The organism is Bradyrhizobium sp. HKCCYLS3013 (genome assembly GCF_051167615.1).
In the GTDB taxonomy this organism is placed as follows: Bacteria; Pseudomonadota; Alphaproteobacteria; order Rhizobiales; family Xanthobacteraceae; genus Bradyrhizobium.
Map to the genome: position 1 here is coordinate 1 of NZ_JBNPTK010000022.1, position 25,141 is coordinate 25,141.

26 protein-coding genes are annotated in these 25,141 nt (G+C 65.4%); 10 read left to right on the plus strand and 16 right to left on the minus strand.

Annotated features, from left to right (window positions below; all coding sequences use genetic code 11):
• Positions 1 to 354, plus strand: a 354-nt coding sequence (locus tag ACQR1F_RS28610) for a hypothetical protein (RefSeq protein WP_434914288.1), incomplete at its 5' end; no start/stop codon positions are given.
• An 89-nt stretch (positions 355 to 443) separates the two neighbouring features.
• Here ACQR1F_RS28610 and ACQR1F_RS28615 read toward each other — a convergent pair.
• Positions 444 to 728: a hypothetical protein gene (locus ACQR1F_RS28615; RefSeq protein ID WP_434914289.1), complete on the minus strand. Its 285-nt coding sequence runs from the start codon at positions 726 to 728 to the stop codon at positions 444 to 446.
• Between the two features lie 588 nt (positions 729 to 1,316).
• Positions 1,317 to 1,544, minus strand: coding sequence for a hypothetical protein (locus ACQR1F_RS28620; RefSeq protein ID WP_315805173.1), 228 nt, complete (start codon positions 1,542 to 1,544; stop codon positions 1,317 to 1,319).
• A gap of 268 nt (positions 1,545 to 1,812) precedes the next feature.
• Here ACQR1F_RS28620 and ACQR1F_RS28625 point away from each other — a divergent pair, with 268 nt between their 5' ends.
• A complete protein-coding gene (locus ACQR1F_RS28625) occupies positions 1,813 to 2,253 on the plus strand; it encodes an NUDIX hydrolase (protein WP_434872397.1) in 441 nt (146 codons plus the stop codon).
• A gap of 30 nt (positions 2,254 to 2,283) precedes the next feature.
• On the opposite strand, the gene ACQR1F_RS28630 is transcribed toward ACQR1F_RS28625, so the two are convergent.
• Entirely contained in the window at positions 2,284 to 2,493 is a 210-nt protein-coding gene (locus ACQR1F_RS28630; protein WP_315805163.1) for a PRC-barrel domain containing protein, read from the minus strand.
• 140 nt (positions 2,494 to 2,633) lie between these two features.
• Positions 2,634 to 4,301, minus strand: coding sequence for a tannase/feruloyl esterase family alpha/beta hydrolase (locus tag ACQR1F_RS28635; RefSeq protein ID WP_434914290.1), 1,668 nt, complete (start codon positions 4,299 to 4,301; stop codon positions 2,634 to 2,636).
• 210 nt (positions 4,302 to 4,511) lie between these two features.
• Between ACQR1F_RS28635 and ACQR1F_RS28640 the strand changes: the two genes are divergently transcribed.
• The gene (locus ACQR1F_RS28640; RefSeq protein WP_434914291.1) at positions 4,512 to 5,870 is read left to right on the plus strand and encodes an LLM class flavin-dependent oxidoreductase; all 1,359 of its coding nucleotides are present in this window, start codon (positions 4,512 to 4,514) and stop codon (positions 5,868 to 5,870) included.
• Positions 5,871 to 5,886: 16 nt separating this feature from the next.
• On the opposite strand, the gene ACQR1F_RS28645 is transcribed toward ACQR1F_RS28640, so the two are convergent.
• Together ACQR1F_RS28645 and ACQR1F_RS28650 are read right to left on the minus strand one after the other, a co-directional pair.
• Positions 5,887 to 6,537, minus strand: coding sequence for an aspartate/glutamate racemase family protein (locus tag ACQR1F_RS28645; protein WP_434914293.1), 651 nt, complete (start codon positions 6,535 to 6,537; stop codon positions 5,887 to 5,889).
• A gap of 115 nt (positions 6,538 to 6,652) precedes the next feature.
• Complete coding sequence (locus ACQR1F_RS28650; RefSeq protein WP_434882704.1) at positions 6,653 to 7,315, minus strand: O-methyltransferase; 663 nt, start codon at positions 7,313 to 7,315, stop codon at positions 6,653 to 6,655.
• Positions 7,316 to 7,407: 92 nt separating this feature from the next.
• Between ACQR1F_RS28650 and ACQR1F_RS28655 the strand changes: the two genes are divergently transcribed.
• Positions 7,408 to 8,058 carry a TetR family transcriptional regulator gene (locus tag ACQR1F_RS28655; RefSeq protein WP_434914294.1) on the plus strand — a complete coding sequence of 217 codons (651 nt, stop codon included), beginning with the start codon at positions 7,408 to 7,410 and terminating at the stop codon, positions 8,056 to 8,058.
• 313 nt (positions 8,059 to 8,371) lie between these two features.
• Here the strand turns inward: ACQR1F_RS28655 and ACQR1F_RS28660 are convergent, their stop codons facing one another.
• A complete protein-coding gene (locus ACQR1F_RS28660) occupies positions 8,372 to 10,207 on the minus strand; it encodes a hypothetical protein (protein WP_316238628.1) in 1,836 nt (611 codons plus the stop codon).
• Positions 10,208 to 11,360: 1,153 nt separating this feature from the next.
• Between ACQR1F_RS28660 and ACQR1F_RS28665 the strand changes: the two genes are divergently transcribed.
• The 6 genes from ACQR1F_RS28665 to ACQR1F_RS28690 all read left to right on the plus strand — a co-directional run bounded on the left by ACQR1F_RS28665 (position 11,361) and on the right by ACQR1F_RS28690 (position 16,437).
• A complete protein-coding gene (locus tag ACQR1F_RS28665) occupies positions 11,361 to 12,359 on the plus strand; it encodes an aliphatic sulfonate ABC transporter substrate-binding protein (protein ID WP_434882703.1) in 999 nt (332 codons plus the stop codon).
• 81 nt (positions 12,360 to 12,440) lie between these two features.
• A complete protein-coding gene (locus ACQR1F_RS28670; protein ID WP_315805157.1) occupies positions 12,441 to 13,061 on the plus strand; it encodes a nitroreductase family protein in 621 nt (206 codons plus the stop codon).
• A gap of 92 nt (positions 13,062 to 13,153) precedes the next feature.
• On the plus strand, positions 13,154 to 14,449 hold the full coding sequence (locus ACQR1F_RS28675; protein WP_434914295.1) for an O-acetylhomoserine aminocarboxypropyltransferase: 1,296 nt from the start codon (positions 13,154 to 13,156) through the stop codon (positions 14,447 to 14,449).
• Positions 14,450 to 14,452: 3 nt separating this feature from the next.
• Entirely contained in the window at positions 14,453 to 15,235 is a 783-nt protein-coding gene (locus ACQR1F_RS28680) for an alpha/beta fold hydrolase (protein ID WP_434914296.1), read from the plus strand.
• Positions 15,236 to 15,358: 123 nt separating this feature from the next.
• Positions 15,359 to 15,757, plus strand: coding sequence for a BA14K family protein (locus tag ACQR1F_RS28685; RefSeq protein ID WP_434872405.1), 399 nt, complete (start codon positions 15,359 to 15,361; stop codon positions 15,755 to 15,757).
• Positions 15,758 to 15,897: 140 nt separating this feature from the next.
• Positions 15,898 to 16,437, plus strand: coding sequence for a hypothetical protein (locus ACQR1F_RS28690; protein ID WP_434914297.1), 540 nt, complete (start codon positions 15,898 to 15,900; stop codon positions 16,435 to 16,437).
• 316 nt (positions 16,438 to 16,753) lie between these two features.
• Here the strand turns inward: ACQR1F_RS28690 and ACQR1F_RS28695 are convergent, their stop codons facing one another.
• The 9 genes from ACQR1F_RS28695 to fliD all read right to left on the minus strand — a co-directional run bounded on the left by ACQR1F_RS28695 (position 16,754) and on the right by fliD (position 25,137).
• Positions 16,754 to 17,662: a flagellin gene (locus ACQR1F_RS28695; protein WP_434914298.1), complete on the minus strand. Its 909-nt coding sequence runs from the start codon at positions 17,660 to 17,662 to the stop codon at positions 16,754 to 16,756.
• Between the two features lie 15 nt (positions 17,663 to 17,677).
• Positions 17,678 to 19,435, minus strand: coding sequence for a flagellar hook-associated protein FlgK (gene flgK, locus ACQR1F_RS28700; RefSeq protein ID WP_434891076.1), 1,758 nt, complete (start codon positions 19,433 to 19,435; stop codon positions 17,678 to 17,680).
• 27 nt (positions 19,436 to 19,462) lie between these two features.
• Positions 19,463 to 19,915, minus strand: a complete 453-nt coding sequence (locus ACQR1F_RS28705) for a flagellar protein FlgN (RefSeq protein ID WP_315805150.1) — start codon at positions 19,913 to 19,915, stop codon at positions 19,463 to 19,465.
• A gap of 15 nt (positions 19,916 to 19,930) precedes the next feature.
• Positions 19,931 to 20,200 carry a hypothetical protein gene (locus ACQR1F_RS28710; RefSeq protein WP_315805149.1) on the minus strand — a complete coding sequence of 90 codons (270 nt, stop codon included), beginning with the start codon at positions 20,198 to 20,200 and terminating at the stop codon, positions 19,931 to 19,933.
• A gap of 2 nt (positions 20,201 to 20,202) precedes the next feature.
• Positions 20,203 to 21,441 (minus strand): flagellar hook protein FlgE, encoded by a 1,239-nt coding sequence (gene flgE / locus ACQR1F_RS28715; RefSeq protein WP_315805148.1) that lies wholly within the window; start codon positions 21,439 to 21,441, stop codon positions 20,203 to 20,205.
• 22 nt (positions 21,442 to 21,463) lie between these two features.
• The gene (locus ACQR1F_RS28720) at positions 21,464 to 22,129 is read right to left on the minus strand and encodes a flagellar hook assembly protein FlgD (protein ID WP_434914299.1); all 666 of its coding nucleotides are present in this window, start codon (positions 22,127 to 22,129) and stop codon (positions 21,464 to 21,466) included.
• Positions 22,130 to 22,494: 365 nt separating this feature from the next.
• Positions 22,495 to 22,767, minus strand: a complete 273-nt coding sequence (locus tag ACQR1F_RS28725) for a hypothetical protein (RefSeq protein ID WP_434914300.1) — start codon at positions 22,765 to 22,767, stop codon at positions 22,495 to 22,497.
• A gap of 232 nt (positions 22,768 to 22,999) precedes the next feature.
• Complete coding sequence (gene fliS / locus ACQR1F_RS28730; RefSeq protein WP_434914301.1) at positions 23,000 to 23,425, minus strand: flagellar export chaperone FliS; 426 nt, start codon at positions 23,423 to 23,425, stop codon at positions 23,000 to 23,002.
• Positions 23,425 to 25,137: a flagellar filament capping protein FliD gene (gene fliD, locus ACQR1F_RS28735; RefSeq protein WP_434914302.1), complete on the minus strand. Its 1,713-nt coding sequence runs from the start codon at positions 25,135 to 25,137 to the stop codon at positions 23,425 to 23,427. The genes fliS and fliD overlap by 1 nt, the downstream gene beginning before the upstream one ends.
• Positions 25,138 to 25,141 lie beyond the last annotated feature (4 nt).

Below are 25,141 nucleotides of genomic sequence, written 5' to 3' on the forward strand. Positions count from 1 at the left end.
TTACCTTTGAAACATTGTCCGCCGAAGTCTTCTCGTCCGATCTCAGAACCAAAAGCCGAAGCCCTCAATCCCGAGACCCGCAAGGACTCCGCCGTCCACGTTTCTCTTTCTTCATCTTCACTTGTCAAACAGCCCGCACTTGTTAGTTCGCTCGAACTACTTAGTGCATCATCTTCGATCGTCTGTTTCGCCGAAGAAGTCCCGATGTCCGGGGCGCTTCACATAGCCGATTTTCAGAGACCGTCAAGAGCATTTCTTGAAGAAAAACTCAGGAGCCAGTCAGACGAAAAGCAACGTCGGTCCCGAAAGTCGGGGGCCTCAGTCATCAGTGATGTCCGGCTGGCGTGGTGGTGAGATAGTGCGATGCCGCATCCCGCGCAAGAACTTTTTGCGACGGCTGTGCAGAAATGTGGATAGCGCTGTCGCCCCCACGCTCGAACCCCTCACACGCGGTTTCCGTTCCATTTTGGAACGGTGGGCGCGCGCAGCGTCAGGAATTGCCCGCCTTCGGTTGCACCGGCGGACGATACGAGCGCGGCATGGGCATGCAGGACGACATCCTTCCGCCTGACAACGTTGGTCGAACAGACGCTGTCGAGATTGCGGGTGTCGATTTCGACGGTCGCGATCCCCTCCCCGCCTGCGACGATCGCGGCGCGGAAACGCCAATGGTTCCGGACCGAACACGCCGCTGACCCCGGGATCGAAATTCGCGGCGTCGCACACATTCGCGAATGCGAATTGGCATTGCTCTCGCCACCGCGAACACCGAAGTGACGCCGGTGATACGGATTGGCGATATCCGCAAAGCCCGGCGGTAACGCGGCCGGGAATTGGCTCGCCGTCTCGGCCGGATTCGGTCAGCCCTGTTGCCGCAAGCTCCGGAAATACCACCAGCCCGGCGCTCTCGCCTTCGCGGCCGCAGCCAGATCAGCGATGCGCGCGACGACGCCGGACGGAGCCGGTCGTCGAGAGCCCCCCAACGCGACACGTCGTCCGTCCCGCGTCCCCAAAAAACGCCCGTCGGCCGTGAAGCCGAGGGCGCCCTCGCCACCAACCAAACATGCTTCAATCCGCGCGGCCTTGGAAATGGTTTGATCGTGCTCGCGTCTCTGGACTGCCTTGCCCAACGCATGGTCGTTGCGGTCGCTCAGGACGTCGATCCTGTCGAGCGCGTTGCTGCAGCGATGCCTGCATCAATTCGAGCAACAGCAGCCGCGGCAGTATTGCTCGGTCGGCATTGTTGCTTGGTGACCTGCTGCGTGGCGACCTCTGCGGCGCCGCGCCACGTCGTCCGAGGCCGGCGCGAGACGGCGTCAACGCGATCGCGGCGGCGTGCTGCGTGCTGGAGCCGTCAGGAAGCGATCGAGCTCGACGATCGCTTCGGCCTCGCGGGCGCGCCGCAGCTGCGTGGCCTGTTCGATGCCCGGGGGCAGACGTTTCGCCCTGTCTCGCGCCTCGCGCGCCATCGCCAGCAACCGCTCACCCAGCGACATCGTCTGCTTGACACGCCGGCGCCGCTTCTTTTGACCTTCTACTTCCATGCGGGATTGCATCCAGTTTCATTGATGCGCATCGACAACTCTAGATCAGGCGATGCCGCGCGCATCAACATAGGTGAATCGGCCGTGACCAACGTCGTCCCGGACGGCAGACCAGCAGCGGCCGGCCGCGCCGGGAGCATCGACGGTAGCCGCGGCGCCGGCCCGCTCTCGGATCATTTGATATGCAGCGGCCCAGGTTTTCCGGCAGCTCTCTCAGGAACCAATCGAGCCGGTGTATGGTTCAAGGCATTCGACGAAAGGGGGTCTCATGAAGAACAAGCAATTTGCCGCCCTGCCCTTTCGTATCGAGGCCGCGCAGCTCAGCATCCTGCTGATCACCACCCGGCGCAAGCAGCGCTGGTCGGTGCCGAAGGGCTCGCCGATCCTTCGCAAGGGTCCGCATCGGGTCGCGGCGATCGAGGCGTATGAAGAGGCAGGCTTGCGCGGCAAGATCGGCCGCCAGCCGCTCGGCCGTTTCAAGCACAGCAAGCGCAAGGGCAAGCGGAAGATCCCGTGCGAGGTCAAGCTCTACCCGCTGAAGGTGACCAAGCAGCATGGACGCTATCCCGAACGCGGGCAGCGGAAGCTGGCCTGGCTGCCCGCCGCGGAAGCCGCACGTCGCGTGCACCGGGCCAAGCTGCGGCGCCTCATCGAGAGCTTTGCCAGCGGGCACGCCAAGCAGCGTTTATCGAGCCGCTCGATCGCTTGAGCGCTCCAGATCCGAGACCAACGCCGCCGCTCAGGATTGCGTGAACTTGATGGTCGACACCGGCCAGCGCCCGTCATGACCGCTGAGGGTGATGCGCAACCCATGCAGCTCGTCGAGATACACCTGCTCGACGGTTCCCGCCTTGCCGTCGCTCAAGGCCACGCATTTCCCGATCAGCTCGGTCTGGGCGTGCTCGAACTCGCACAGAATGGTGAAGGCTCGCGTCTTGACGGCAACCATGATTGAACGGTCTGAGGGCTGATGGGAGCCGCAACGCTGCGGAGACAGGCCGGCGCTGGCGGATAGATCGGCTCGTACCCATCCCAATTCAACCGCTCATCAAGTGATCGTGCACCGTGCAGACGACATGCACGACCGGTTCAGCGGCACTCGAAATTCGCCGCATCCTCGAGGCTGCCGCTGCCCTTGTAGGTCAGCACCCTCGGGAACGCGCAGAGATCGCGTGTGCGCCCGGGCCATGGCACATCGGGCGCGCGCCGCGCGGTGGCCCGGATCGCCTCGGGCGCCGCGGCCGTGCCCTCCACCCATCGGTCCAGCGCGGTCAGCAAGTCGAACTGATCGGTGGCGGGTCCGCCGCCGCAATGGTTCATGCCGGGAACCAGGAACAGCCGCGCAAAGCCGTCGGCATCAGGGCCGTATCTGGTCTTGAGCTGATCGACATAGTCGATCGTGTCGAGCGCCGAGAAGATCGGGTCGGCCGTGCCGTGATAGAACAGCATCTTGCCGCCCTTCGCCTTGAAGGCGTCGAGATCGGTCGAGGTCGCGGCCTCATATTCCATGCCGGCGTCGAAGCCGCCGGCGCCCTTCATCACCTTCCGCGGATCGCGGTCGAGATCGAAATTGCGCACCCAGGCGACGAGATCCTCCGGCGTCTCCGGCGGGCTCATGAAATCATAGGCGACGCCGCCGGGAATGAGCGTGAGGTTGCGCGCATTGGGCGGACTCGCTTTGGGCGTACCGAGCTTCCAGGCGCGCCAGCCGGGCGCGGCAAGGCCGGGATCATACGGCCAGCGCGCATAGATCAATCCGCCCATGGAATTGCGGCTGCCGTCGAACATCAGCCTGACGGCCTTCAGCTTTGGAGCGGACAGGCATTGCGCGCTCTCGCCCTCCTTGCAGGCGAGCACGGCCGGATCGAAGCGGCAGGCCATGACATCCTGCACCATGCCGTCCTTGGCACCGTCGGCGCCGTCGCAAGAGCCGGTCACGGCATCGGCGACGAGCTTCAGGTCGTCGTCGGTCAGCGCGCTGCCCACATCGGCCTTGCCGTCAGGTCCCGGAGGCGCGATCGCCAGCAGCGCCTGCTCCTGCGCGATCACGTCGATGCCGGCCAGCGGCACGCGATAGGCCGGCGCGCCGGCGATGACGCCGTCGAACAGCTCGGGGAAGCGCTGCGTCACCGCCATCGCCTGGCGGCCGCCGTTGGAGCAGCCAGCGAAGTAGGACCGGCGCGGTGCCTTGCCGTACAGCTTCTCGGCCGCGGCCTTCGCCGCCGCGGCCACCGGCGGGATCGAGCTGTAGCCCTTGTCCCGCCGCGCCTGCGGATCGAGGCCGAACAGATACGGCCCGAGCGGCCCCGGCTCCTCGAGATGGCCCGAGTCGGTCGAGGCGACGGCATAGCCGTTCGAGAGTCCGTTGGGCGGCGTCGCGCCGGTGAGCAGGCCGAGTGCCGGGCGCAGCACGCCGTCGACGCCGCCGCCGCCCTGAAAGACGAACTTGCCATTCCACGTCGCGGGCAATCGCAGCTCGTAGCCAACAGCATAGGGCTTGCCGTCGATGCCGGTACGCTCGTTGATCTTGCCCCGGATCAGGCAGTGATCCGGCGCGGGTGCGGTCGCGCCCGCAGGCGCGGGCGGCGCCAGTTGCACGCCGCCTGCAGCGACGAATTCCGCCGTGACGATGCGGCCGCTGCCGGAGAAGCCTTGCGCCAGCGTGGTGCAGCTCGCCTTGAACTCCTCCGCCTGCGCGGCCGCCATGGCGGACGTCGTCAGCAAGACCGCGGTCAGCGCCGTCACACGGATCGTCATCACGGTCGTCCTCACGATCGTCCTCACAGTCGTCCCCACACCTGCGGGCCAAAGCCCGTCACGCATCGTCGTTGCTTCGCGGCGCGCTCGATCGCTTCCGACCATAGCCAAGCCTGCGCCCGCCGCAAGCGGCCGTGCGCAGGGGTGCGATTGAAAACGTCGGCCGAAGCGTGCCATCTGATGGGCGTCGAGGAAGCGCCGAGGGACATCATGGCTGCGGACATCAGGTTGAATGCGTTTGCGATGAACTGCGTGGGGCACCAGTCGCCCGGCCTGTGGCGGCATCCGCGCGACCGGTCCTCCGACTACAATCGCCTGCCCTATTGGCTCGACCTCGCCAAGACCTTGGAGCGCGGCCGCTTCGACGGACTGTTTCTCGCCGATGTGCTCGGCGTCTACGATGTCTATGGCGGCAACCCCGACGCGGCGCTCCGTCACGCCATCCAGGTGCCGGTGAACGATCCGATGATGCTGATCTCGGCCATGGCCGCCGTGACCGAGCATCTCGGCTTCGGCGTCACCTGCACGCTGTCCTATGAGCCGCCCTACCCGTTCGCGCGGCGGATGTCGACGCTCGATCATCTCACCGAAGGCCGCATCGGCTGGAACATCGTCACCGGCTATCTCGACAGTGCCGCGCGTGGCATGGGCAAGGACCGCCAGACCGCGCATGACGACCGCTACGATGTCGCCGACGAATACATGGAGGTCGTCTACAAATTGTGGGAAGGCAGCTGGGAGGACGACGCCGTCAAGCGCGACCGGGCCAGCGGCGTGTTCACCGATCCCACGAAGGTCCACCGCGTCAGCCATCACGGCGAGAACTACCAGCTCGACGCCATCCATCTCTGTGAGCCGTCGCCGCAGCGGACGCCGGTGCTGTATCAGGCCGGCACCTCGCCGCGCGGCCGCGTGTTCGCCGGCCGGCATGCCGAATGCGTGTTCATGTCCGGCCCGTCGGCCAAGATCATCGCGCCGCGCGTCGCCGCGATCCGCCAGGCCGCCGCCGACGCGGGTCGCGCGGGCAGCGACATCGTCATCTTCAGCATCGCCACCGTCGTGCTCGGCGAAACCGATGCGGCGGCCGAGGCGAAGTTCGCCGACTATCGCCGCTACATCGACCACGAGGCGTCGCTGACCTTGATGTCGGGCTGGACCGGCGTCGACTTCTCGACCTACGACCTCGACCAGCAGGTCCGCCACGTGCTCAACGATGCCGGCCGCAGCGCGATGGACAACGTCACGCGGGCCGATCCGGACCGGGTGTGGACCGTGCGCGAGGTTGCCGAGCATGTCGGCATCGGCGGCATCGGCCCGGTGTTCGTCGGCTCGCCGGCGAAGGTCGCCGATCTCATCGAGAGTTGGATCGAGCAGACCGGGATCGACGGTCTCAACCTCGCCTTTGCGCTGTCACCGGAGAGTTTTGCCGATGTCGCCGACATGCTGGTGCCGGAGCTGACCAGACGCGGCCGCTACAAGAAGGCCTACCAGCCGGGGACGCTGCGCGAAAAGCTGTTCGGCCGTGCCCGGCTCGCGGCCCCGCATCCGGCGGCGGGCTACCGGCCATAGCACAGCGCGTTTGGCCTCACGCGGACAGCCGCTGCAGCAATTGCGAAACCGCTGCCGCGATCGGCTTGATGATCGGCACGGCGAATTGCGGCTGCAGCTGATCGGCCGCCTGCGCCAGCGGTCCGCCGCCGATGATCACGGCTTGCGCACCATCGTCCGCGATGCAGGCGCGCGTGGCTGCGGCCAGGGCCGACGCAAGCCGCGCCGGATCGGCGGCGAGCGCAGCCGGGTCGCCCTCGGTCAGCCGCGTCCCGGTGAACTGCGCCGACAGCCCGAGTCTCTCTGCGAGACCTGCGATGCTCGCGACCAGCGCCGGCGTCACCGTGGCGACGCCGAAGCGCCGCCCGCTTTGCGCAGCCTCGCGCATCGACGCCTCGCCGATCCCGGCCACCGGCATCGGGCAGAGCCCGCGCAGCTCCGCGGCGCCGGGATCGCCGAACGCCGCAACGATGATGCCATCGCAAGCATCGCGATGCGCGCAGCCGATGTCGACCACCTCCGCAGCCGATGCCGCCAGCGCCTCGGCATCGACGATCATGGCCGGCGCCCGCATCGCGGTCGCGCCGACCACCTCTGCCCGGCCGGCGCAGCAGGCGGCCGCAATCGACACCATCATCGCGGTGGTCGCGGCCGAGCTGTTGGGATTGATCAGGAGGATACGAAGCATGCAGGTCGGTCGCTCACGATGAGGGGACTTCCTCGTGACCAATCGCCGGTGGAACGTCAACTCCCGATCCCCTCGTTTTTGAGGACGACAGGCATCGCCGTTCGTCGCGCGCCGCTCACCCAAGCCGCATCGACAGCTCGACATCGTCGCCGAACGGCACCGAGAGGTAGCCGTTGGCCGGCGAACGGATGTAGGCGAGATAATCCGGGCTGTCGTCGGCGTTGTCGGCCATGATGAACGCGCCCGCCCTGAGCCGGCTCTCGAGCAGCGCCAGGATATCGCCGTACAGCGGCTTGGCACCGTCGAGCAGCACCAGATCGATCGTCTCCGGAAGATCGGTGCTGAGCGTCCGCAGCGCGTCGCCTTCGCGGATCTCGACGAGATCGAGCAGACCGCCGGCGGCCAGATTGCCGCGCGCACGCGCGATCTTCGACGGCTCGAACTCGGTGGTGATCAGCCGGCCGCCGCCATTGTCGCGCAGCGCCGCGGCGAGGAACAGGGTCGAGATGCCGAACGAGGTGCCGAACTCGACGACGGTGCGGACCTCGAAGCTGCGCGCCAGCATGTAAAGCAGCACGCCGGTCTCGCGCGAGACAGGAAGCGGAAAGTCCTTCAGCTGCGTGTACAGCTCGACATGGCCGGACTTGCTGCGCATCAGCTGCTCGCCGCGTTCGGTCATGCCGGCAAACATCGGGCTCGTCTCCGGCCGCAGCAGCGTGGCCTCGGCGAGCAGGCGATCCAGCAGCGATGCCACTGGTTGGGTGGTGAGGGTGATCATGTTCGTTCTCCGTCCTCTGAGGTGGGTCGTTTGCGTCCAGGTCAAAATACGACTAATCATTCGCATTCGCTAATCGCATTCCGGACCACGCCATGGCCCCTGCTCGAAAAGCCCAGATTTCCGCGAGAAAACAGCCGCAACAGACGCGCTCGGCCGACCTCGTCGCGGCCATTCTGCAGGCCGCCGTTCAGGTTTTGACAACCGAGGGCGCGCAGCGCTTTACCACCGCGCGCGTCGCCGAGAAGGCCGGCGTCAGCATCGGCTCGCTGTATCAGTATTTCCCGAACAAGGCGGCGATCCTGTTCCGGCTGCAGAGCGACGAGTGGCAGCAGACGACGCAGCTGCTGCACGGCATTCTGGAGGACACCAGCCGTCCGCCCTTGACGCGATTGCGCGCCCTCGTTCACGCGTTCCTGCAATCGGAGTGCGACGAAGCCGCGGTGCGTGGCGCGCTCGACGACGCCGCCCCGCTCTATCGCGATGCGCCCGAGGCGCGCCGGGCCAGGACAAGCGGCCACCGCGCCATGCTCGCTTTCATGCGCGAGGTGCTGCCCGATTCCGGCCAGGCGGAACGCGTGCGGGCCGCCGACCTGATCAAGACGACGCTCAGCCAGGTGGGCAAGCACTTCTCGGAAACGCCGCGCAGCCGGGCCGAGATATCAGCCTATGCCGATGCGATGGCGGACATGTTCTGTGCGTATCTTTCCACCGCGAATAAGCCTCCCAGACGTAAGGCCGGGTAGTCCCGCAGCCGGCGCGTCTCCGCCTCTCCTTAGCGAAACTGAGTACCTCTGCACGACCACGGGCTGCCGCGACGCGACGTTGACGTGATGCCGCCGTATCCCAGATACGCCGCTGACTTGATGCAGCGCCGCAAGTCGGCAGCCGCAGCCAACGACAGACCTCCAGAGTCCGGGAGTGCCTGTAAAGGAGATCTCGGGACATGACAGAGGCGCCCGACCGTGTCGCGAAATACCTAACCGGAAAGTCGCGCAAAACAAGAGAATGGGGTGATCTCGTGCAATGTGTTCATATACCGATCGCGGACCTGCAAGTTCAGTTCGATAGTCGGCTCGCAATCTTCACGAGGGCATCGGCCGTCGTGTTCTTGTAAGGCTGCGCGTACGCGATCTGCATGGCCTCGGCGAAGCTCGCCAGAGCATCGGCCATGAGGCCCGCCTTCGCCTGCGCGCCGCCGATTGACGCTAGGGCTTCGACCTGATCGCGCCCCCAGGTGACGTGTTGCGTCACCTGCTTCGCCTGGTCGATCCTGCCGGCTTCAGCCATGGCCTTGGCAATCGATGCGAGCAGCTCGGAGCGACGATGGAGATTGTCCTCGGCCGCGGCGGCATCGATCGCTTCGGCGATCCGTCCAGCCTCGGCGAGTTCTTCGGCGACGACGCCGAGCCCTGGGGAAATGATATCAGGACCCAGCCTGAGCGCCGACGCGTTCTGAAAGGCGTCCACCGTCCTGCCGGCTCTTGCTTGCGCCTTGGCGATCGCGCGCAGTGCATAGCGACGGTCATAGTCGACGTTGGCGAGCTTGCCATCGCTCATGACCTTTGCGACAGATCCCGCCGTAGCCATGGTACCGCCGATCAGTCGGGTGACATGGAGGGCTTCATCGATCTGATCGGCATCCGCTTGTGAGACGGCGATTTTCGACAAAATCCCGTCGTTCGGTTGGAACGACAACGCAGCCTGGACGGCCCGGTCGAAGGACGCGATCGATTGTGTGGCCATGCCGGCCTTCGCTTGCGCCTTGGCAATGGCGTGCCAAGCGAAGGCGCGTGGTTTGTCCTGATCGATTGGCTCCGCGAGCGCGATGGCTTCGTCCAGGCGGCCGTTGTTCGCCAACGTCATCGCGATAAGGCAGAGCACGGTGGCACGCTGCTCGCGATCTGTGAAGGCGGCGACGAAATCCCGGACCTTGTTAGGGACCTCCGCTTTCACAGGCGAGCCGGACGTAGTCGCCTCATCGGCGATGAGATCGGGCGTCAGCCGAGGCTCGAGAATGTACCCGAGCACGATGCCGCGCTCCCAGCGATCGTCGATCGATCGCGCAACTTCCAAGGCCGAACCGACCGCACCGGCCCGCGCTAGCGCGACGCCAATGGCTGCAAACGTCTGGGCGCGCTCCATCGAGCGCGAGACCAGTCTCGCAACCCGCATGGCGTCGGTGACTTTTCCCGCGCGGGCCTGCGCTTGCGCGATGATGGCGAGCGCCGGGATGAATTCCGAGGGGTGATGAACGCCCGTAATCACTATGGGCGGCGGATACCGCTGTTCGACCGCTAGCACTGTTTGAAGCGCGGCCACGATCTTGTCGTCCTCTCCCCGCGCCACTGCGCTGGCGCGCAGCTCCCAGGTCACCCGGCGTATGATGAGGGCACGATCCGGCAAGTCCTCGATCGCCTGCACCCGTCGAAGCGCATCTTCCAGCCGGCCGGCGTTCCCCTCTGCAATAGCGATCGCCCCGAACGCCGCGGCCTGTACGTGGCGGTTCTCGATCGATTTGGCGGTCTCCAGCGCGTCGGCGAGCTTGCCGGCCTGCGCCTGAACCTGCGTGATGGTCTCGAGTGCGTCGTCGCGATCATAGCTATCCTTGGCGATCGACTTCGCGACCTGCAAAGCCAGATCGATCGTCGTGGCGGCCTCAGTGAACAGGCCGGCCTTCAACTGTGCCTTGGCAATCTCGCCGAGTTCGCGCGCAGACAAGTGCGGGTCGCCGATGGTGCCGGCGACTTCTGCGGCCTCACGTAGGACGCAGGCCCGTCTCGGGGCTATGAGGCATTTATCCCAACTGGCGTCGGACGCGTTCGCGACCGATTGAGCGGCTGCACCGCATGCCAAGGCGAGGATAAACGGGCGGATGATGATCGTCCAGATCATGACGTTCCTGACTCCTGCCGCACTTTTGCACCATCGTGCTGTGGCCGGGAAATGGCAATGACTGGATGAGTTCCTGATGTCCGGTCAGTCGGTGTGCTCGACGTCTCCTTTGGGCTGAATCGGACGCCGCTGACTCGGTCGCTGAGGTTTGCTTTAGTCACGGCTGTCCTCCGAATGCGCCTGCTCCGCGGCTACTGCCCCCAATGGCTGCCGGTTTGCTGCACGGAGCAAGTCGCAGACGTCAGGCCAAATCCGCTCTTGAGCTCCCGCGCTTCATTTCGGCCGGCAGTTGTAGGGACGTTCGATCGGACAACCCGCCCAAACCTCCGCGGAGAGTTACCAAAGATGGCCGGGACGACGCCCGGCCATGACGTGGAGGCAGAGGGGCACAAGCCGATTGTCATACGCCGAAGCTCCAGATCTTGCGTGACGAGCCTATTGCTTCTCCTCGCGCTTGCGCGAAAAAACGAAATTCGCCCGCGTTCTCAAGCTGATTTGCCCTGTCCAGTCCCCCAACAGAAAATATTCTTGTTTCTTTTTTTCGGAATTCATGGTTGTATCACCCCATCCCGCCCGATCGAGAGGGGCGCTTCGCGAACGTCACGAAACGTTGGTGTGGGATGCGATGGCCGGTTCTCGTCGCAGCGTGCGTCAAGCGCGCGGACGAACGAGGGGAGCCGGACGGCGAAATCGCGTGGTCCTGATACTCCGACGCTAGTATCAAGTTCGCGAAGATGCTTGCGTGTCTCGCGGATGACGGTGGCCAGAAAGCCCGGCGCACCGGGGAGATCGCGTATAAGCCGTAAGCCCATTGCGCAGGGAAGGCCGGATGTCCGGCTGATCCTGTGGTAACCGCCGCGTGCTTCCTTTTTGCACGCGGGCCATGGGTGTCAGTCGACGCCCGGCCTTCCCTGTGCCCTCTCATCGAAAGAGGGACAAACGGCAGACACATCTCGGACGCCATGCGCGCCGCGAGGATGCGAGCGGCTGTCCACCGGGTCTCTCACGCGCCAAGAAAACAAACTTCTCGCGACGCGGCCACATGAAGAACTTTCCTCTCCATCCGAACCGATCTGCAAAATTGCGCAACACTCCCGATCCTGCGAATGATCCGGGACAAGTGCACGCCATCGCCTGTTTGGGAGATTTCCGAATGACCCCGTCCTTCAGCGGACTGCGCCGCGCGCGATCCTCGCATCTCGCCCGCCGCGGCGTCCTGGTGATGGCGCTCGCCCTGCTCGGCGCGCTCGCCACGCCGCGAGCCGACGCCGCCGAGACGCTGCGCATCGGCTATCAGAAGTCCTCGACCCTGATTGCTCTCCTCAAGAGCAATGGCGAGCTGGAGACGGTGCTGGCGCCGCTCGGCATCAAGGTGTCCTGGCACGAATTCTCCAGCGGCCTGCCGCTGCTGGAAGCGATCAACATCGGCAGCATCGATTTCGGCGCCGATGTTGCCGACACCGTCCCGGTGTTTGCGCAGGCCGCGGGCGCGAAGCTCGCCTATGTCGCGGAGGAAGCCGCCTCGCCGTCGGCGCAGGCGATCCTCGTGGCGACGGCATCGCCGACCAGGACGCTGGCCGATCTGAAAGGCAAGAAGATCGCGGTCACCAAGGGCGCGGGGAGCCACTATTTGCTGCTGTCGGCGCTCGCCAAGGCTGGTCTGACCTTCAAGGACATCACCCCGGCCTATCTGCCACCCGCCGACGGCCGCACCGCTTTCGTCAGCAACAATGTGGACGCCTGGGTGGCGTGGGATCCGTTCCTGACCAGCACCATCCGCCAGTCCGGGGCGCGCGTGCTCGCCGACGGTAGCGACGGGCTTGCCAGCTACAAGCGCTATTATCTCGCCGCTGCCGACTACGCTGCCAAGCATGGCGACGCGCTCGACGTCATCTATGGCAAGCTGGTCGAGACCGGCAAATGGGTGAAGGCCAATCCGGCCGCCGCGGCCGGCCAGCTCGCGGCGCTCTGGGGCATCGATGCCGCCACCGTCGAGGAGGCCAACAGCCACCGCTCCTACCAGGTCGGCGCGGTCACCGCGGCCGGCCTCTCGGAGCAGCAGAAGATCGCGGACGCTTTCCTTGCCGAGCGCGTGCTGCCGGTCAAGGTGGACACATCTGCGTTGGCGATCTGGACTCCCAAGGCGCCGTGAGCCACACAGGGGCCGAGGATTGTGCTCCGCAGCGAGGCGCGGCACGAGGCCCGACGACGGGCCTGAACGAAGGAGACCACCGTGACTGCCCATCTTCCCCCGCCGACCGATCGCATCACCGAGCATCCGGCGCATCGCATCTTCGTCGATCGCTGGTCGCCGCGCGGCTTCAGCGACGAGGCGCTGCCCGAAACGGAGCTCCTGACCTTCATCGAGGCGGCGCGCTGGGCCCCCTCCTCGTACAACTCGCAGCCCTGGCGCTTCCTCTACGCGCTGCGCGGCTCGGCCGAGTTCGACACCTTCCTGGCGCCGCTGGTCGAGTTCAATCGCGGCTGGGCGCAGCATGCCGCGGCGATCGTCTACGTGCTGTCGAAGAAGACCTTCATCCCGGCGGGGAAGACCGAGCCGGCACCGACGCGGACGCATTCCTTCGATGCCGGCGCGGCCTGGGCCAATTTCGCCAACCAGGCGGCGGTGTCCGGCTGGGTCACCCACGGCATGAGCGGGTTCGATGTCGCCGCCGCGCAGACGGCGCTCGGCGTCCCCGACGGTTTCGCCGTGGAGATCGCGATCGCGGTCGGCCGCAAGGGCGATGGCGACAAGCTGCCGGCCATGCTCAAGGAGCGCGAGAAGCCGAGCGCACGTCTCTCCATCGCCGAGATCGCCTCGGCCGGCCTTTTCCCGCAGCGCTTCGCCGGCTGATCGATGCGTCAGGGGCGGCACGCCGCGCCGCCCCTGACGGACGGCGAAATCTGTGGCAGAAGACGCGTTCTGCTTGAGGAGAGTTGATCCGCATGCCGCCGCCGAAACCGCCCGCCTTCGAGACCCTGAGCCTGCACGCGGGCCAGCACCCGGATCCCGCAACCGGCGCCCGCGCAGTGCCGATCTACCAGACCACGTCCTATGTGTTCGACGACACCGAGCACGCCGCGGCGCTGTTCAATCTCGAGCGCGCCGGCCACATCTATACCCGCATCTCCAACCCGACCACCGCCGTGCTCGAGGAGCGGCTTGCCGCGCTCGAGGGCGGCGTCGGCGCCGTCTGCACCGCGAGCGGCCAGGCGGCGCTGCATCTCGCCATTGCCACGCTGTTGAATGCGGGCGATCACATCGTCGCCTCCTCCTCGCTCTATGGCGGCACCATCAATCTGCTCGCCCACACGCTGCCGCGCTTCGGCATCACCACGAGCTTCGTCAAGCCCAGGGATCACGACGGTTTCCGCGCCGCGATCAAGCCGAACACGCGGCTGCTGATCGGCGAGACATTGGGCAACCCCGGCCTCGAGGTGCTGGACATTCCCAAGGTCTCGGCGATCGCGCATGCGGCCGGCGTGCCGCTCCTGATCGACAACACCTTCGCGACGCCCTTTCTCAGCCAGCCGATCACCCAAGGCGCCGACATCGTGATGCACTCCGCCACCAAATGGCTCGGCGGCCACGGCATCGCGATCGGCGGCGCGCTCATCGACGGCGGCCGGTTCGACTGGCGCGCGTCCGGCAAATTCCCTCAACTCACCGAGCCCTATGCCGGCTATCACGGCATCGTCTTCGACGAGCAGTTCGGCACAGCCGCCTTCATCATGCGCGCGCGCACCGAGGGCCTGCGCGATTTCGGCGCCTGCCTGTCGCCGACCAACGCGTTCCATCTGCTTCAGGGCGTCGAGACCTTGCATCTGCGCATGGAGCGCCACGTCGCGAACACCGCCGCGGTGCTGGCGGTGCTGACGGCCAACAAGGCCGTCGACTGGGTGCTGCATCCCTCGCTCGAGACGCATCCGGACCATGCGCTCGCCAAGGCGCTGTTGCCGCGCGGCGCCGGCTCGATCATCTCGTTCGGCATCAAGGGCGGACGTCCCGCAGGACGCAAGTTCATCGAGAGCCTGAAGCTGATCAGCCATCTCGCCAATGTCGGCGACGCCAAGACGCTGGTGATCCATCCCGCCTCGACCACGCATCAGCAGATGGACGCAGCCCAGCTCGCCGCGGCAGGGATCGGCGAGGAGCTGATCCGGCTCTCCGTCGGCATCGAGGCGGCCGGCGACATCATCGACGATCTCGGACAGGCGCTGCGCGCCTCGCAGAAGGTGTGAGCCATGCAGCTGTCGATCGGAGATCATGAGGTCTTCGCCGCCACGGGCGGCCGCGAGTTCGATTCGTCCTTGCCCGCCGTCGTCTTCATCCATGGCGCCGGCTTCGATCATTCGGTCTGGGCGCTGCACAGCCGCTGGTTCGCCCATCACGGCTTTGCCGTGCTGGCGCCCGACCTGCCGGGCCACGGCCGCTCGGCCGGCCCGGCGCTGCCGACCATTGCTGCGATGGCCGACTGGATCGTCGCGCTCTTGCAGGCGGTGCACGCCAAGCCTGCGCACCTGATCGGCCACTCGATGGGCTCGCTGATCGCGCTCGATGCCGCGGCCCGCCATCCCGATCGCGTGTCGGCGCTGAGCCTGATCGGCACCGCGGCCACGATGACAGTCGGGCCTGACCTCCTGAACGCCGCCGAAGCCAATGATCACGCCGCCATCGACATGGTCTCGATCTGGGGCCTCGGTTTTGCCGCCGAGCTCGGCGGCAGCCGCGCGCCGGGGCTGTGGATGCATGGCGGCGCGCAGGCGACCCTGGAGCGCTGCGCGCCAGGCGTGCTGTTCAACGATCTCTCCGCCTGCAACGCCTATCAGGATGCGCTGGCGGCGGCGGCCAAGATCAAGGTGCCGGCGCGGCTGATCCTCGGCGAGAAGGACATGATGACGCCGCTGAAAGCCGGCAAGGCGCTGGCGGCTGCGATCGAGCAATCGCGCACCATCGTGCTGCCCGGTGCGGGGCATACGATGATGACAGAATGTCCGGATGCGCTGCTCGATGCGCTGATCGAGTAGCTTGCGGTCACGGTTCCCCTCTGGGATGCGACCTCGTGCCGCCGACATGCTCCGTCGCGGCGCGGAACGGAGGACGGCGGCGAGCCGTTGCCCTCCGCATAACGAACAGAAAGGAGCACGCAGATGGATCTGCGCAAACTTTTCACGGTCGCCACCATCGGAACGATGACGCTCGCGACCGCATCGCCGCTCGCCGCCGCGCCGTTGCTGCCGAACCATCCGGCGCCGGCCGCCGCCACGCAGAACGCGACCGAGCTGCAGCAGGTGCAGTATCGCCACTGGCGCGGCGGCTATGGTCATCACCACGGCTATTACGGCCATCGCTATGGCGGGCACGGCTACGGTGCGGGTGCCGCGGCCCTGGGCGGTCTGGCGGCCGGCGCGATCATCGGTGGCGCGATCGCCAACAGCCGCGCCGAGGCCGCCAATGCCCAGGCCTATTGCGCCCAGCGCTTCCGGTCCTACGACCCGGGCTCCGGCACCTATCTCGGCAATGACGGCCTGCGCCATTCCTGCCCGTAACGACACCAGGGTCGATGCCGGTCTCCGGCATCGACCGCCACCTGGACCAATGGCGCGCGACAAAACGTCCGTCGGGACGACTGCAACGAAGATCGTCTGTTCCGGTTGAGCATGACCCAGAATCAACGGGAGACACCAGGATGGTCACCTTCAAAGCCGCCGCGACGCTCGCCATCGCCGGCGCACTTTCTCTGTCCACGCTGCACTCGGTCTCGGCTGCGCCGCTGACGTCGCTGTCAGCAGCCGCCAAACCGGGCGCCGAAAGCGCGCATGCCGTGCAGGTCCGCTACGGCGGCTGGCATGGCGGCTGGGGCGGCGGTGCCGCGATCGGCGCGGGGCTGCTGGCGGGGGCCGTGATCGGATCAGCGATCGCCGCGCCCTCCTATTATGGCGGCTACGCGCCCTATCCCTATTACGGCGGGTATCGCTACGCCGCCTATCCCTACGGCTATGGCGGCTACTACCCGGCCTACCGCCCCTATTACGGCGGCTATGGCTACAGTTACGCGCCGCGCCCGGCCTATCGCAGCTACGGCTATTCCTATGGCCCGCGGCCGTGGCGGCACAGCTACGGCTATTACCGCGGTCCGGGTTGGGGCCATCATCATGGCTGGCACGGCGGCCGTCATTTCGGACACCGCCACGGCCATGGCGTGATCCGCACCCATCATCGCTGGTGACGTGAGTTCGCCGGTGCGTGGGGCTCGCCCGACGCACCGGCACGTCAATGCGCAACCTCCGCCGCGCGGATGACGGACTCGTCATGATCGCGCCACGGCAAATGCTGCCAACGCCTCATTGCGCCGAGCGCCATCACCCACCAGATCTGCGCGAGACCCATGACCGTGGCGACGAAGGCGCAGACGACTCCAGTGCGAAATTCCTCGGCAGCTCGGCGTCCTGATCATCCTCTTCCCGCAGATGGAGCTGCTGAGCTTTCGCGTTTTCCTTGATCCGCCCATTCCCATCCCGCCGACCGCAATCGGTGCCGCTGTCTCAGCGCAGGTAACTGGCGAGGTTCAGGCTCTGGATCTTGGAGATGGCGGTATAGCTCGCCGTGAGCTGGGCCTGATATGTCGAGAGCTGGGCGGTGACCGCAGCGACGTCTACGCTGGTCAGGTCGGTCGCCAGGCTCTCGGCATAGCTCTTGTAATCGGTCTGCTGCGACTTCGCGCTCTCGATCCGGGACGCCGCATCGGAGAGCTTGGCCTGCACCGTCGCGACGTCGTCCACCGCCTGATCGGCAAGCGTCAATGCGGAGGTGACGTCGGTTCCGGAGAGGGTCGAGCTGTTGGCGACGAACTTCAGGACCCGCATGACCTCCTCGAACGCCGGGTTGTGGGCGGTGACGCCATAGGTGACCGACTGCCCATCGGAAACCCGGACCGAGGCCAGCTCGCCGTCGCCCCGATAGTAGCTGCTATCCGTCGTGGTCAGCGATCCCGTGCCGGAGGCGAAGCTCGACGTGTCGACCGTCGCCGTCGCGGTTCGTCCGCCGCCGAACAGATACTGCCCGTCATACTGGGTGTTCAGGATGCCCGCCATCTGCTGCAGCAACTGCTGCGCGCTGCTGATCGCGGACGTGGTTCCCGTGCTGCTGCCGGAGCTCGCTGCACTCAGCGCCGTGCGCAGCTGACTGACGATGTCCGACACCTGTCCCACGGCGGAATACATCACCTGCACCTTGCTGTCGGCCAGGGTCGCGGCATCGATATAGGACTGCGCCCGCGTGACCGACACCTGCAGATTGACGACGTGCTGGGTGTCGGCGCCATAACCGGCGAGATACTCGGTCTTCAGCCCCGAGGCCTCCTGCACCTGGAGGTTGGCCATGGTCGCCTGCGTCCGCAGCGCGCTCGCGATCATCTGGTCGGAGTTCGAGAATGTCGCAATCCGCATCGTCATGATAGGCGCTCCGGACTAGGTCGACTGCACGGCAGTGAGCAACGACGAGAACATGCTGTTGATCACGGAGATCAGCTGCGAGGCGGCAGCGTATTTGTTCTGAAGCGAGCTCAGCCGCGCCGTCTCCTCGTCGAGGTTGACGCCCGACTGCGAGGACAGCGAGCTCGCATAGCTCGACTGGGCCGTCGATTTCGCGGTGTAGGCCGTCGCGGCCTGCGACGCCTTGCTGGCCACATTGGCGACGATCGCCGCGGCATAGTCGGCAAACGAACCGCTCGTTGCGCTCAGGCCGCCGGCCGAGGCGAAGCTGGTCGAGCCGGTCAGCTTGTCGATGAGCGCGTTGATGACCGTCGCCGAGCCGGCCGTCAGCACCTGGCTGCCGGTCGTCAGGGTCGCGGAGCCGTCGAGCGTGCCGGTCGGAAGACCGGCAGCGCCGCTCAGGATGCTACTGTTGACGGCAAAATTGGCCGCGCTCGTGCCGGTGACGAGGTCATTCATGCCGAAATAGCCGGCGAAGCCGCTGCCGCCGATCGCGCTGGTCATGTCGTTGATCGCGATGCCGTTCGACGACGACGTGGCGCTGATCGACAGGTGCCCGCTGGAATCGATCGAGGCGGAGACGCCGGAGATGCCGTTGAGCGCCGTGACCAGATCGCCCACCGTCGCATAGGACGACAGGTCGAGATCCTGATACGAAACGAGATTGCCGCTCTGGTCAGCCACGGCGATGCGGACCGTTCCGGACGCCGCCAGGGCCGTCGTGCTGCTGACGCTCGCGGATCCGGTCAGGGTAGTCGGAGGTGGAACGGCCGACGCGCCATCAGTGATCGAATTCAGCGCCGATTTCAGCTGCGAGGCCAGTTGATCGAGCTGGGTCTGCGCGGCCGGCAGGGTTTCGTCCCGCAACGTGACCAGCGAGCCGATCTTGCCCGACGTGATCTGGGACGTGACGTCGACGCCGTCGACCGTGATGCCGCTGAAGCCGCCGGACGCATAGCTCGACGCCGCCGAGACATTCGCCGAGGCCGTATAGCTCAGCGTGTGCGCCGAGCTGTCGACCAGAGCCCGCCCCGACGAGGTATAGACCTGAAGATCGCCGTTCGACGCCGTGTAGTAGCTGACGTTCATGTAGGACGACAGGTCCTGCAGCGCCGCGTTGCGCTCGTCCTCGAGATCCGCGGTCGATTGGCCGGACGCCGCCATCTTCCGGATCTCGACGTTGAGATCGGCGACCTGCTGCAGGTCGTCGTTGACGCTCTGGACCGACGACGCGATGTCCTTGTCGGCATTGGCGCGCAGCGTCTGCACGCCGCTCGACGTGCTGCGCAGCTGGCTGGCGAAATCGTCCAGCGCGCTGACCACGGCCGATTGCAGCGACACGCTGCTGGGCGAGCTCGCCAGCGACGACAAGGCGGACTCCAGCGAGGCCAGCGAGTTTGCCAGCGACGTTCCCGTCGTCGAGGTGCCGGACGTGGACGCGCTGCCGAACAACTGCTGAAGTTGCGTCAGGTAATTGTTCGTGGTGTCGGCCGCGCCGAGCTCGGAGTTGGCTCCGATCAGGGATTTCAGCAGCAGCTTGTCGACATTGCTCGAAATGCCGGTAATGGAAACGCCGGTTCCAACTCCCCCGGTCACGTTCGTGACCTGGTTGGCCGTCTTCTGCGTATACCCCTTCGTGTCGGCGTTCGAGATGTTCGACGACGCCACGCTGATCTGCAGCTCCGTGGCCGAGATGCCGCTGAAGGCGACCAACCGTGCTATGTCGAGCGACATTGCCCTACTCCCGCTGCTGGCTGGCCATCACGCCCTCACATTGGTTCCGCACGATGTCGCACGCGCGGTACGACGTCCACCGGCTCCATAGGGGGAGGCATTTGCGATCTGCTCGCGGATCGCCTGCATGACCGCCTCGATGCGACGATTGCTGGCTTCGATCGCGGCCCGCAGCCGCACGAGGTTCTCATCCATCGCGCCACGCAGGTTGAGGATGTGCTCCATGAGCTGCTCGCGCAGGACGCGGTCGCGGACGTCGAGGCTTGCCGTCTGCCTGGCGCATTCGGCCACCCGCTGCTCGAACAACCCGGCCAACCGGTTCTTGTCGTCGAGCTGCTTCGAGCGCGAGGCCGGCAATCCCTTGGCGAGCTCCACATTCTCCTCCGACACCACCGCGATGAGTTCGTCGATCAGCGCGATCAAGGTCCGCACCTCGTCCTCGCTTGCGGGCCGTCGATCGGCCTGAATTGCGTGTTTCATCCTGTCGCTCCCCTCTTACTGTTCACGCTGCGGTCGGCGACTGATTTGCGCGACGCGCGCATAGGTATTCAGCGCCGTCACCCTCACGGTGGCGACCTTGAGTTCCTCGTCGAGCAGCGCACATTCGCGAAGCAGCTTTCGTCGGACCGTTTCGATATCGTCGATCAAGGCCAACAGTTGCACGCGGTCGTCCTTGCCGGCGGTCGCGGCGCGCAGTCTCAGCCGCCGCAGCTTCTTCAGCAGAACCTCGCCCTCGCCGAGCCGCTCCCTCTTGAGGTCGGCCATGATCACCTCATCGACGAGATCAGGGTGTCGTACATCTTGTTGACGGCCGAGATCACCTGCGACGCCGCCGAATAGGCCTGCTGAGCCGAGATCATGCTACTGAACTGGCCCGTGGTATCGGTCGTGCTCGACTCCAGCTCGCTACCGTAAATGGTCCCTGCACCATTCTCGCCGGATGCCTGCAGGGTCGCGTTGCCCGATGTCGCCGTCGACGTGTACATGCCGCTGCTATGCGCCACGAGGCCATTGGGATCGGCGAAGGTCGCCACCGCGATCTTGTAGATCGGAACCGTCTGGCCGTTGGAATAGGTCGCCTCGACAAGACCGTTCTTGCCGACCGAAATGCTGCTCAGCGTTCCGAACGAGATGCCGTCGGAATTGGCGCTGAAATTGGAGACGCTCGGCGTCGTGCTGCCGGACGACAATTGGGTCAGACCGTCGGTGCCGCCGCCGGTGGTGCCGAAGCTGAGCGTGATCGAGCTCGCCGCGGCGCCGTTGTTCCAGGTGATGCCGAGATTGGTCGAGGAGACCGTGCTCAGCGAGCCGTCAGAGTTGAAATCGATCGTATAGGTGCCGCTCGTCACGGTGCCGTCCGACGCCGTGGCAGGCGCGACATCGGCAGTCCATTCGTTCGCCGTCGCCGACTTGGTCCAGGTCACATTGAGCGTATGCGACTGGCCAAGCGAATCGTACACCGTCATCGAGCTGCTGAAGGTGTCTCCGCTCGCAGCATCGGCCGGCAGGTTGGCCGCAAGCGACGTCTTGGTCGTCGCCCCACCATTCGTCAGCGCCACCTTGGTATTGACCGGCTCGAGGCCGTTGCCGACCACGTTGCCGCTCGCATCTGTGCGCCAGCCTTCGAGATAGTAGCCGTCGTTCTCGAGATAGCCGGCATTGTCGGTCGTGAACGCGCCGTTGCGCGTGTAGAAGGTCTCACCCCCGGCCGAAGTCGAGTTGGTCGCGACGAAGAAGCCCGAGCCCTGGATGGCGACGTCGGTCGCGTTGGTGGTGGCGGCCAGCAGCCCCTGCTGCGTGATGTTGGCACGGCCGGAGACCGAGACGCCCCCCGAGGAATAGGCTTTCGAGCTGCTCGATGCCGTCACCAGCTGCTCGAACAGGCCGGACGTGGTCTTGTATCCGGTCGTATCGGCGTTGGAGATGTTGTCGCTGATCATGGCGAGCGACGAGCTCTGCGCGTTGAGCGCCGAGATCGCCGATGACAGGGCTCCAGAAAGACTCATGATTGTACTCCGGGTAATGCGGTCAGGCGGTGACGCCGATGATGTTGCTGGCGCTGACAGGAACGCCGCCGACGGTGAGCGACGGCGTGCTGGTCGAGGTGTCGATGCCGGTTACGGTCCCGGTGACCGTCGTGTAGTTGAGGACCGAGGTGCCCGCGGAGTCCGTCGCCGTCACGGAGATCGTGTACTGGCCGCCATTGCTGAGCTGATTGCCGCTGGAATCGGTGCCGTCCCAGGTGATCGAATTGGCGCCCTTGTTGCCGGTCCCGGTGCCTGTCCAGACCGTGCTTCCGGAGGAATCCTTGATCGAGATCGAAACGTTTGACGCTGCTGACGACAGCGAATAGCCGAACGTCGCCGAGCCGTTCGAGAGGACGGCAGTGTCACTCTTGGCCTCGACGGTGTGGCCGATGTAGTTCACCGAATTCAGCGTCACCAGGCTCGAGAACGAGCCGGCCAGCGAGGTCATGCTGCTGTTGAGCGACTGCTGCGAGGTGAAATTGGCGTAGGACGTCATCTGGTTGATGAAGTCGGTCACGCTGGTCGCGTTGAGCGGATCCTGGTTCTGCAGTTCGCTCACCAGCAGCTGAAGAAAGTCGGTCGAGCTGAGCGTCGTACGCGATGTGTCGCTGGACGATGATGTCGATGAGGTGGTCGCGGTCGACGAACTCGCGGCGGTGACGGTCATGGCAGAACTCCGGCTCGCGCCGCGAGCGGCGGCGGGACACAGCACGACCACGCGGTCGTGAAGGCGTTTGCTGATCAAACGGCCAGAGCGCCGATTCCAGGCGCACAATTAGTCGATCGAATTAGTTGATCCGACGGCAGAATTTGCCGCCGCGCTGTTGCGCAGAGGCGGCAAAAATCGCCTGGTGCGAAGCCCCGATCTGCATCGGCGCGACGGCTCGCCGTCGTCGCACTCGGGCGCCCTCGATTCGCGCGCAAGCGAGCTCAAGAAACTGAGCGAGATGACAGTTGCGATGGTGTTGCGGTTCCAGCGGCGAAGTCCGACCGGCCGAAGCGCAGCCGCGCAAGCGCGGTCCTGGCTAAGGCTCAGCCGGGCTGATGGGCGTCAGCCGGCGGGGTTGCCGCTTCCTCTTGGGCCAGGCGATGGGCCGCAGCAAGGATGCGCGACGTCAGGCCGGCGGGTGCACGAACCGGCGGCGACGACAGCGCCTCACGAACGAGACGTGCCTCGGATAGCAATCGATCGGCTTCGGGAGAGGATGCAAGCAGATCAGCAGCCGATTGACGCTGCTCCGCCGGCCAGCGCGAGATGTCCTCACCCAGCCTGCCGATCAGATCCTCGAATTCCCTGACGTCCATTGTCCGCCCAATCCAGCGCTTCCAGCCCGGTCATAAAGCATTCAGCCCGTGAACGAAATTGATATCGGCAATTGTGGCGATCGACCGCAACCAAGCCCTGGAAACTCCGTACTTTTCGGGAGCCGTATGCACGCGAGGCCGCACTGGATACCGAAACGGGAGACAATGCAGCCCATTTCTGATCGATTTCTCAAGATTTCCGCAGTGCGGCGGGTGCCCGATTCGGCGAGATCTACCGACGGTTGGCCGAATCAGCGGTCGCTCGCTTTCCCCGGGCCGCCACATCGACAGCCTCCCACGCCTGCCGCAGTTCCAGCAGGCTTTCGGTGATCCGCTGGAAATTCTCGCGCATGTGAGGTCGACCATAGGCCCGCAGCGCGGCCACGATCAGGGCGTTGTAGGTTCCGAACAACTGGTCGGCGACCGGTCCGCCGCGCGTGGAATCGAGGTGCAAGCTCAACCCGCGCAGGATCGCCGTTGCCCGGGTCAGGTGGGCATGCCCCTCCTCGAAGCGACGCACCTCCTGCGCTTGCACGGATTTCTGCAGGCAGGTGACCGCGCCGTTGAGCAGCATGATCACGGCCCGCAGCGGCGGAACGGCGACGGCCGTGCCGCGGTAGGCCTGACTTGCAAATTGCGCCATCGAACTCTGGGTCATCAGTTACTCGAACTCGAATTGAGGAGGGCTTTCAGATAGGTCAGCGTATTGTTGGCGCTCTCGATCGCGGCCTGGTACTTGGCGTATTGCGCCGTGAGCTGGGTCTGGAACGTCGCAGCCGAGCTCTTGATGTCGTTGACCTTGGCCTGCATCGTCTCGTCCTGGGACGTCAGATTGTCGATCAAAGTCTGCAACGAGCCGGTGCTGGACGATGCGGTCTTGGCGATCTGGTAGATCTGGGTTGCAAGCCCCTGGGTCGAGGTCACCGTGATCGATTGCGAGGTCGAGCCGGTATAGGTGAAAGCCATGCCGGCATAGATCGTCCCGGAATTGCCCACGATCGTGTTGCCGCTGACCGTGAACAACGAACTGTCGCCACCGACGGATGCGGCCGAGAGATTCCCCGAGGCATCCACCGTCAGATCCAGGGTGAACGACTGCGGCGACGACCCGGTATTGACGACGCTGAGCTGGCTCGACGAGGTCTTGGTCTGCGCCGACAACAACGTCGTCACACCGCTCAAATTGGTGCTCAGGATCGTCGACAGCGTGCCCGTATCGAGTTCGAGTTCGTTCTTTTCGTTGAACGAGAGACCAAGGTCCGCCATCGTCAGCCCGCCGACGGACGTTCCGAGCACGGCCTGAAGCGAGTTCATGATGTCGCGCATGGTGCCGTCGCCGAACAGCACCGAGCTGGATGAGGCGGTTCCGTCGGAGTTGGTGGTCTGCTGCGCAATCACGGCATCGCGGAACGCATTGTAGTCGGTGACGAAGGTCTGCAGCGCCGACGAGATCTGGCTCGTATCGGCGCCGATGGTGACGGTCAGCGTCGTTCCGGAGGGTGTCGCCTGCAGCAGATCGAACGTGACGCCGCTGAGCACGTCGGTGATGTCGTTTGTGTTGCGGGTCAGGCTGATCCCATCGAGCGTGAACTCCGCGGCCTGGGCCGTCTGCAGCACCGTCGCGAAGGCTCCCGAGCTGTCGGTCACCCCGAGCTTGTTGAGGATGTCGTCCCCGGACGAGCTTGCATAGGTGATGTCGGCGGCATCCTGGGTCGCCGTCAGCACCAGTTGATAGGACCCGCTCGATACCTGGACGATCGACGCCTCGACATCGGTCGTGGAGGTCTGCGCGTTGATCGCGTCGACGACATCCTGCAGCGACATGCCGCTGGTGATGGTGATGTCGGCCGTGCTGCCTCCGGACAGGCCGAGCGAGAACGTGCCGGAATAGCCGAGGGCCGCGGTCTGGCTCGACTGCGTCGTGCCCGTCACCTTGTGCGCCGTGGCGACCTGGCCGATCGTCAGCGTGTGGCTGCCGGTCGCGGCTCCATTGCTCACCGACATCGACAGCGCCGATGAGGCGCTGACGTCGCCGGTCGCGCTGATGGTGGCGGCCCGCGTGGCGAAGGCGTTGGTCGCAAGCGAGTTCACCATCGATGTCGCCAGCGACGACAATCCCGATGACAGTGTCTTCAGTGCGGTCTGCAGCGTCTGGTACGCCGTGATCTTGGCTTCATTGGCGGTGATCTTGGTCGAGATCTGGGTCGCCTGGGTGAGCTTGGCATTGACGGCGGACTCGATCAGCGCGGTCCAGTCGATCGTGCTCGTGGTGCTCGTTCCCGACGTCGTGAGCGAGCTGCTCGAACTCGTCGATGATGAAGAAGACGATGTCGTGCTGCTCGTGCTCGAGGTTGCGCTGCTCACCGTCATCCGT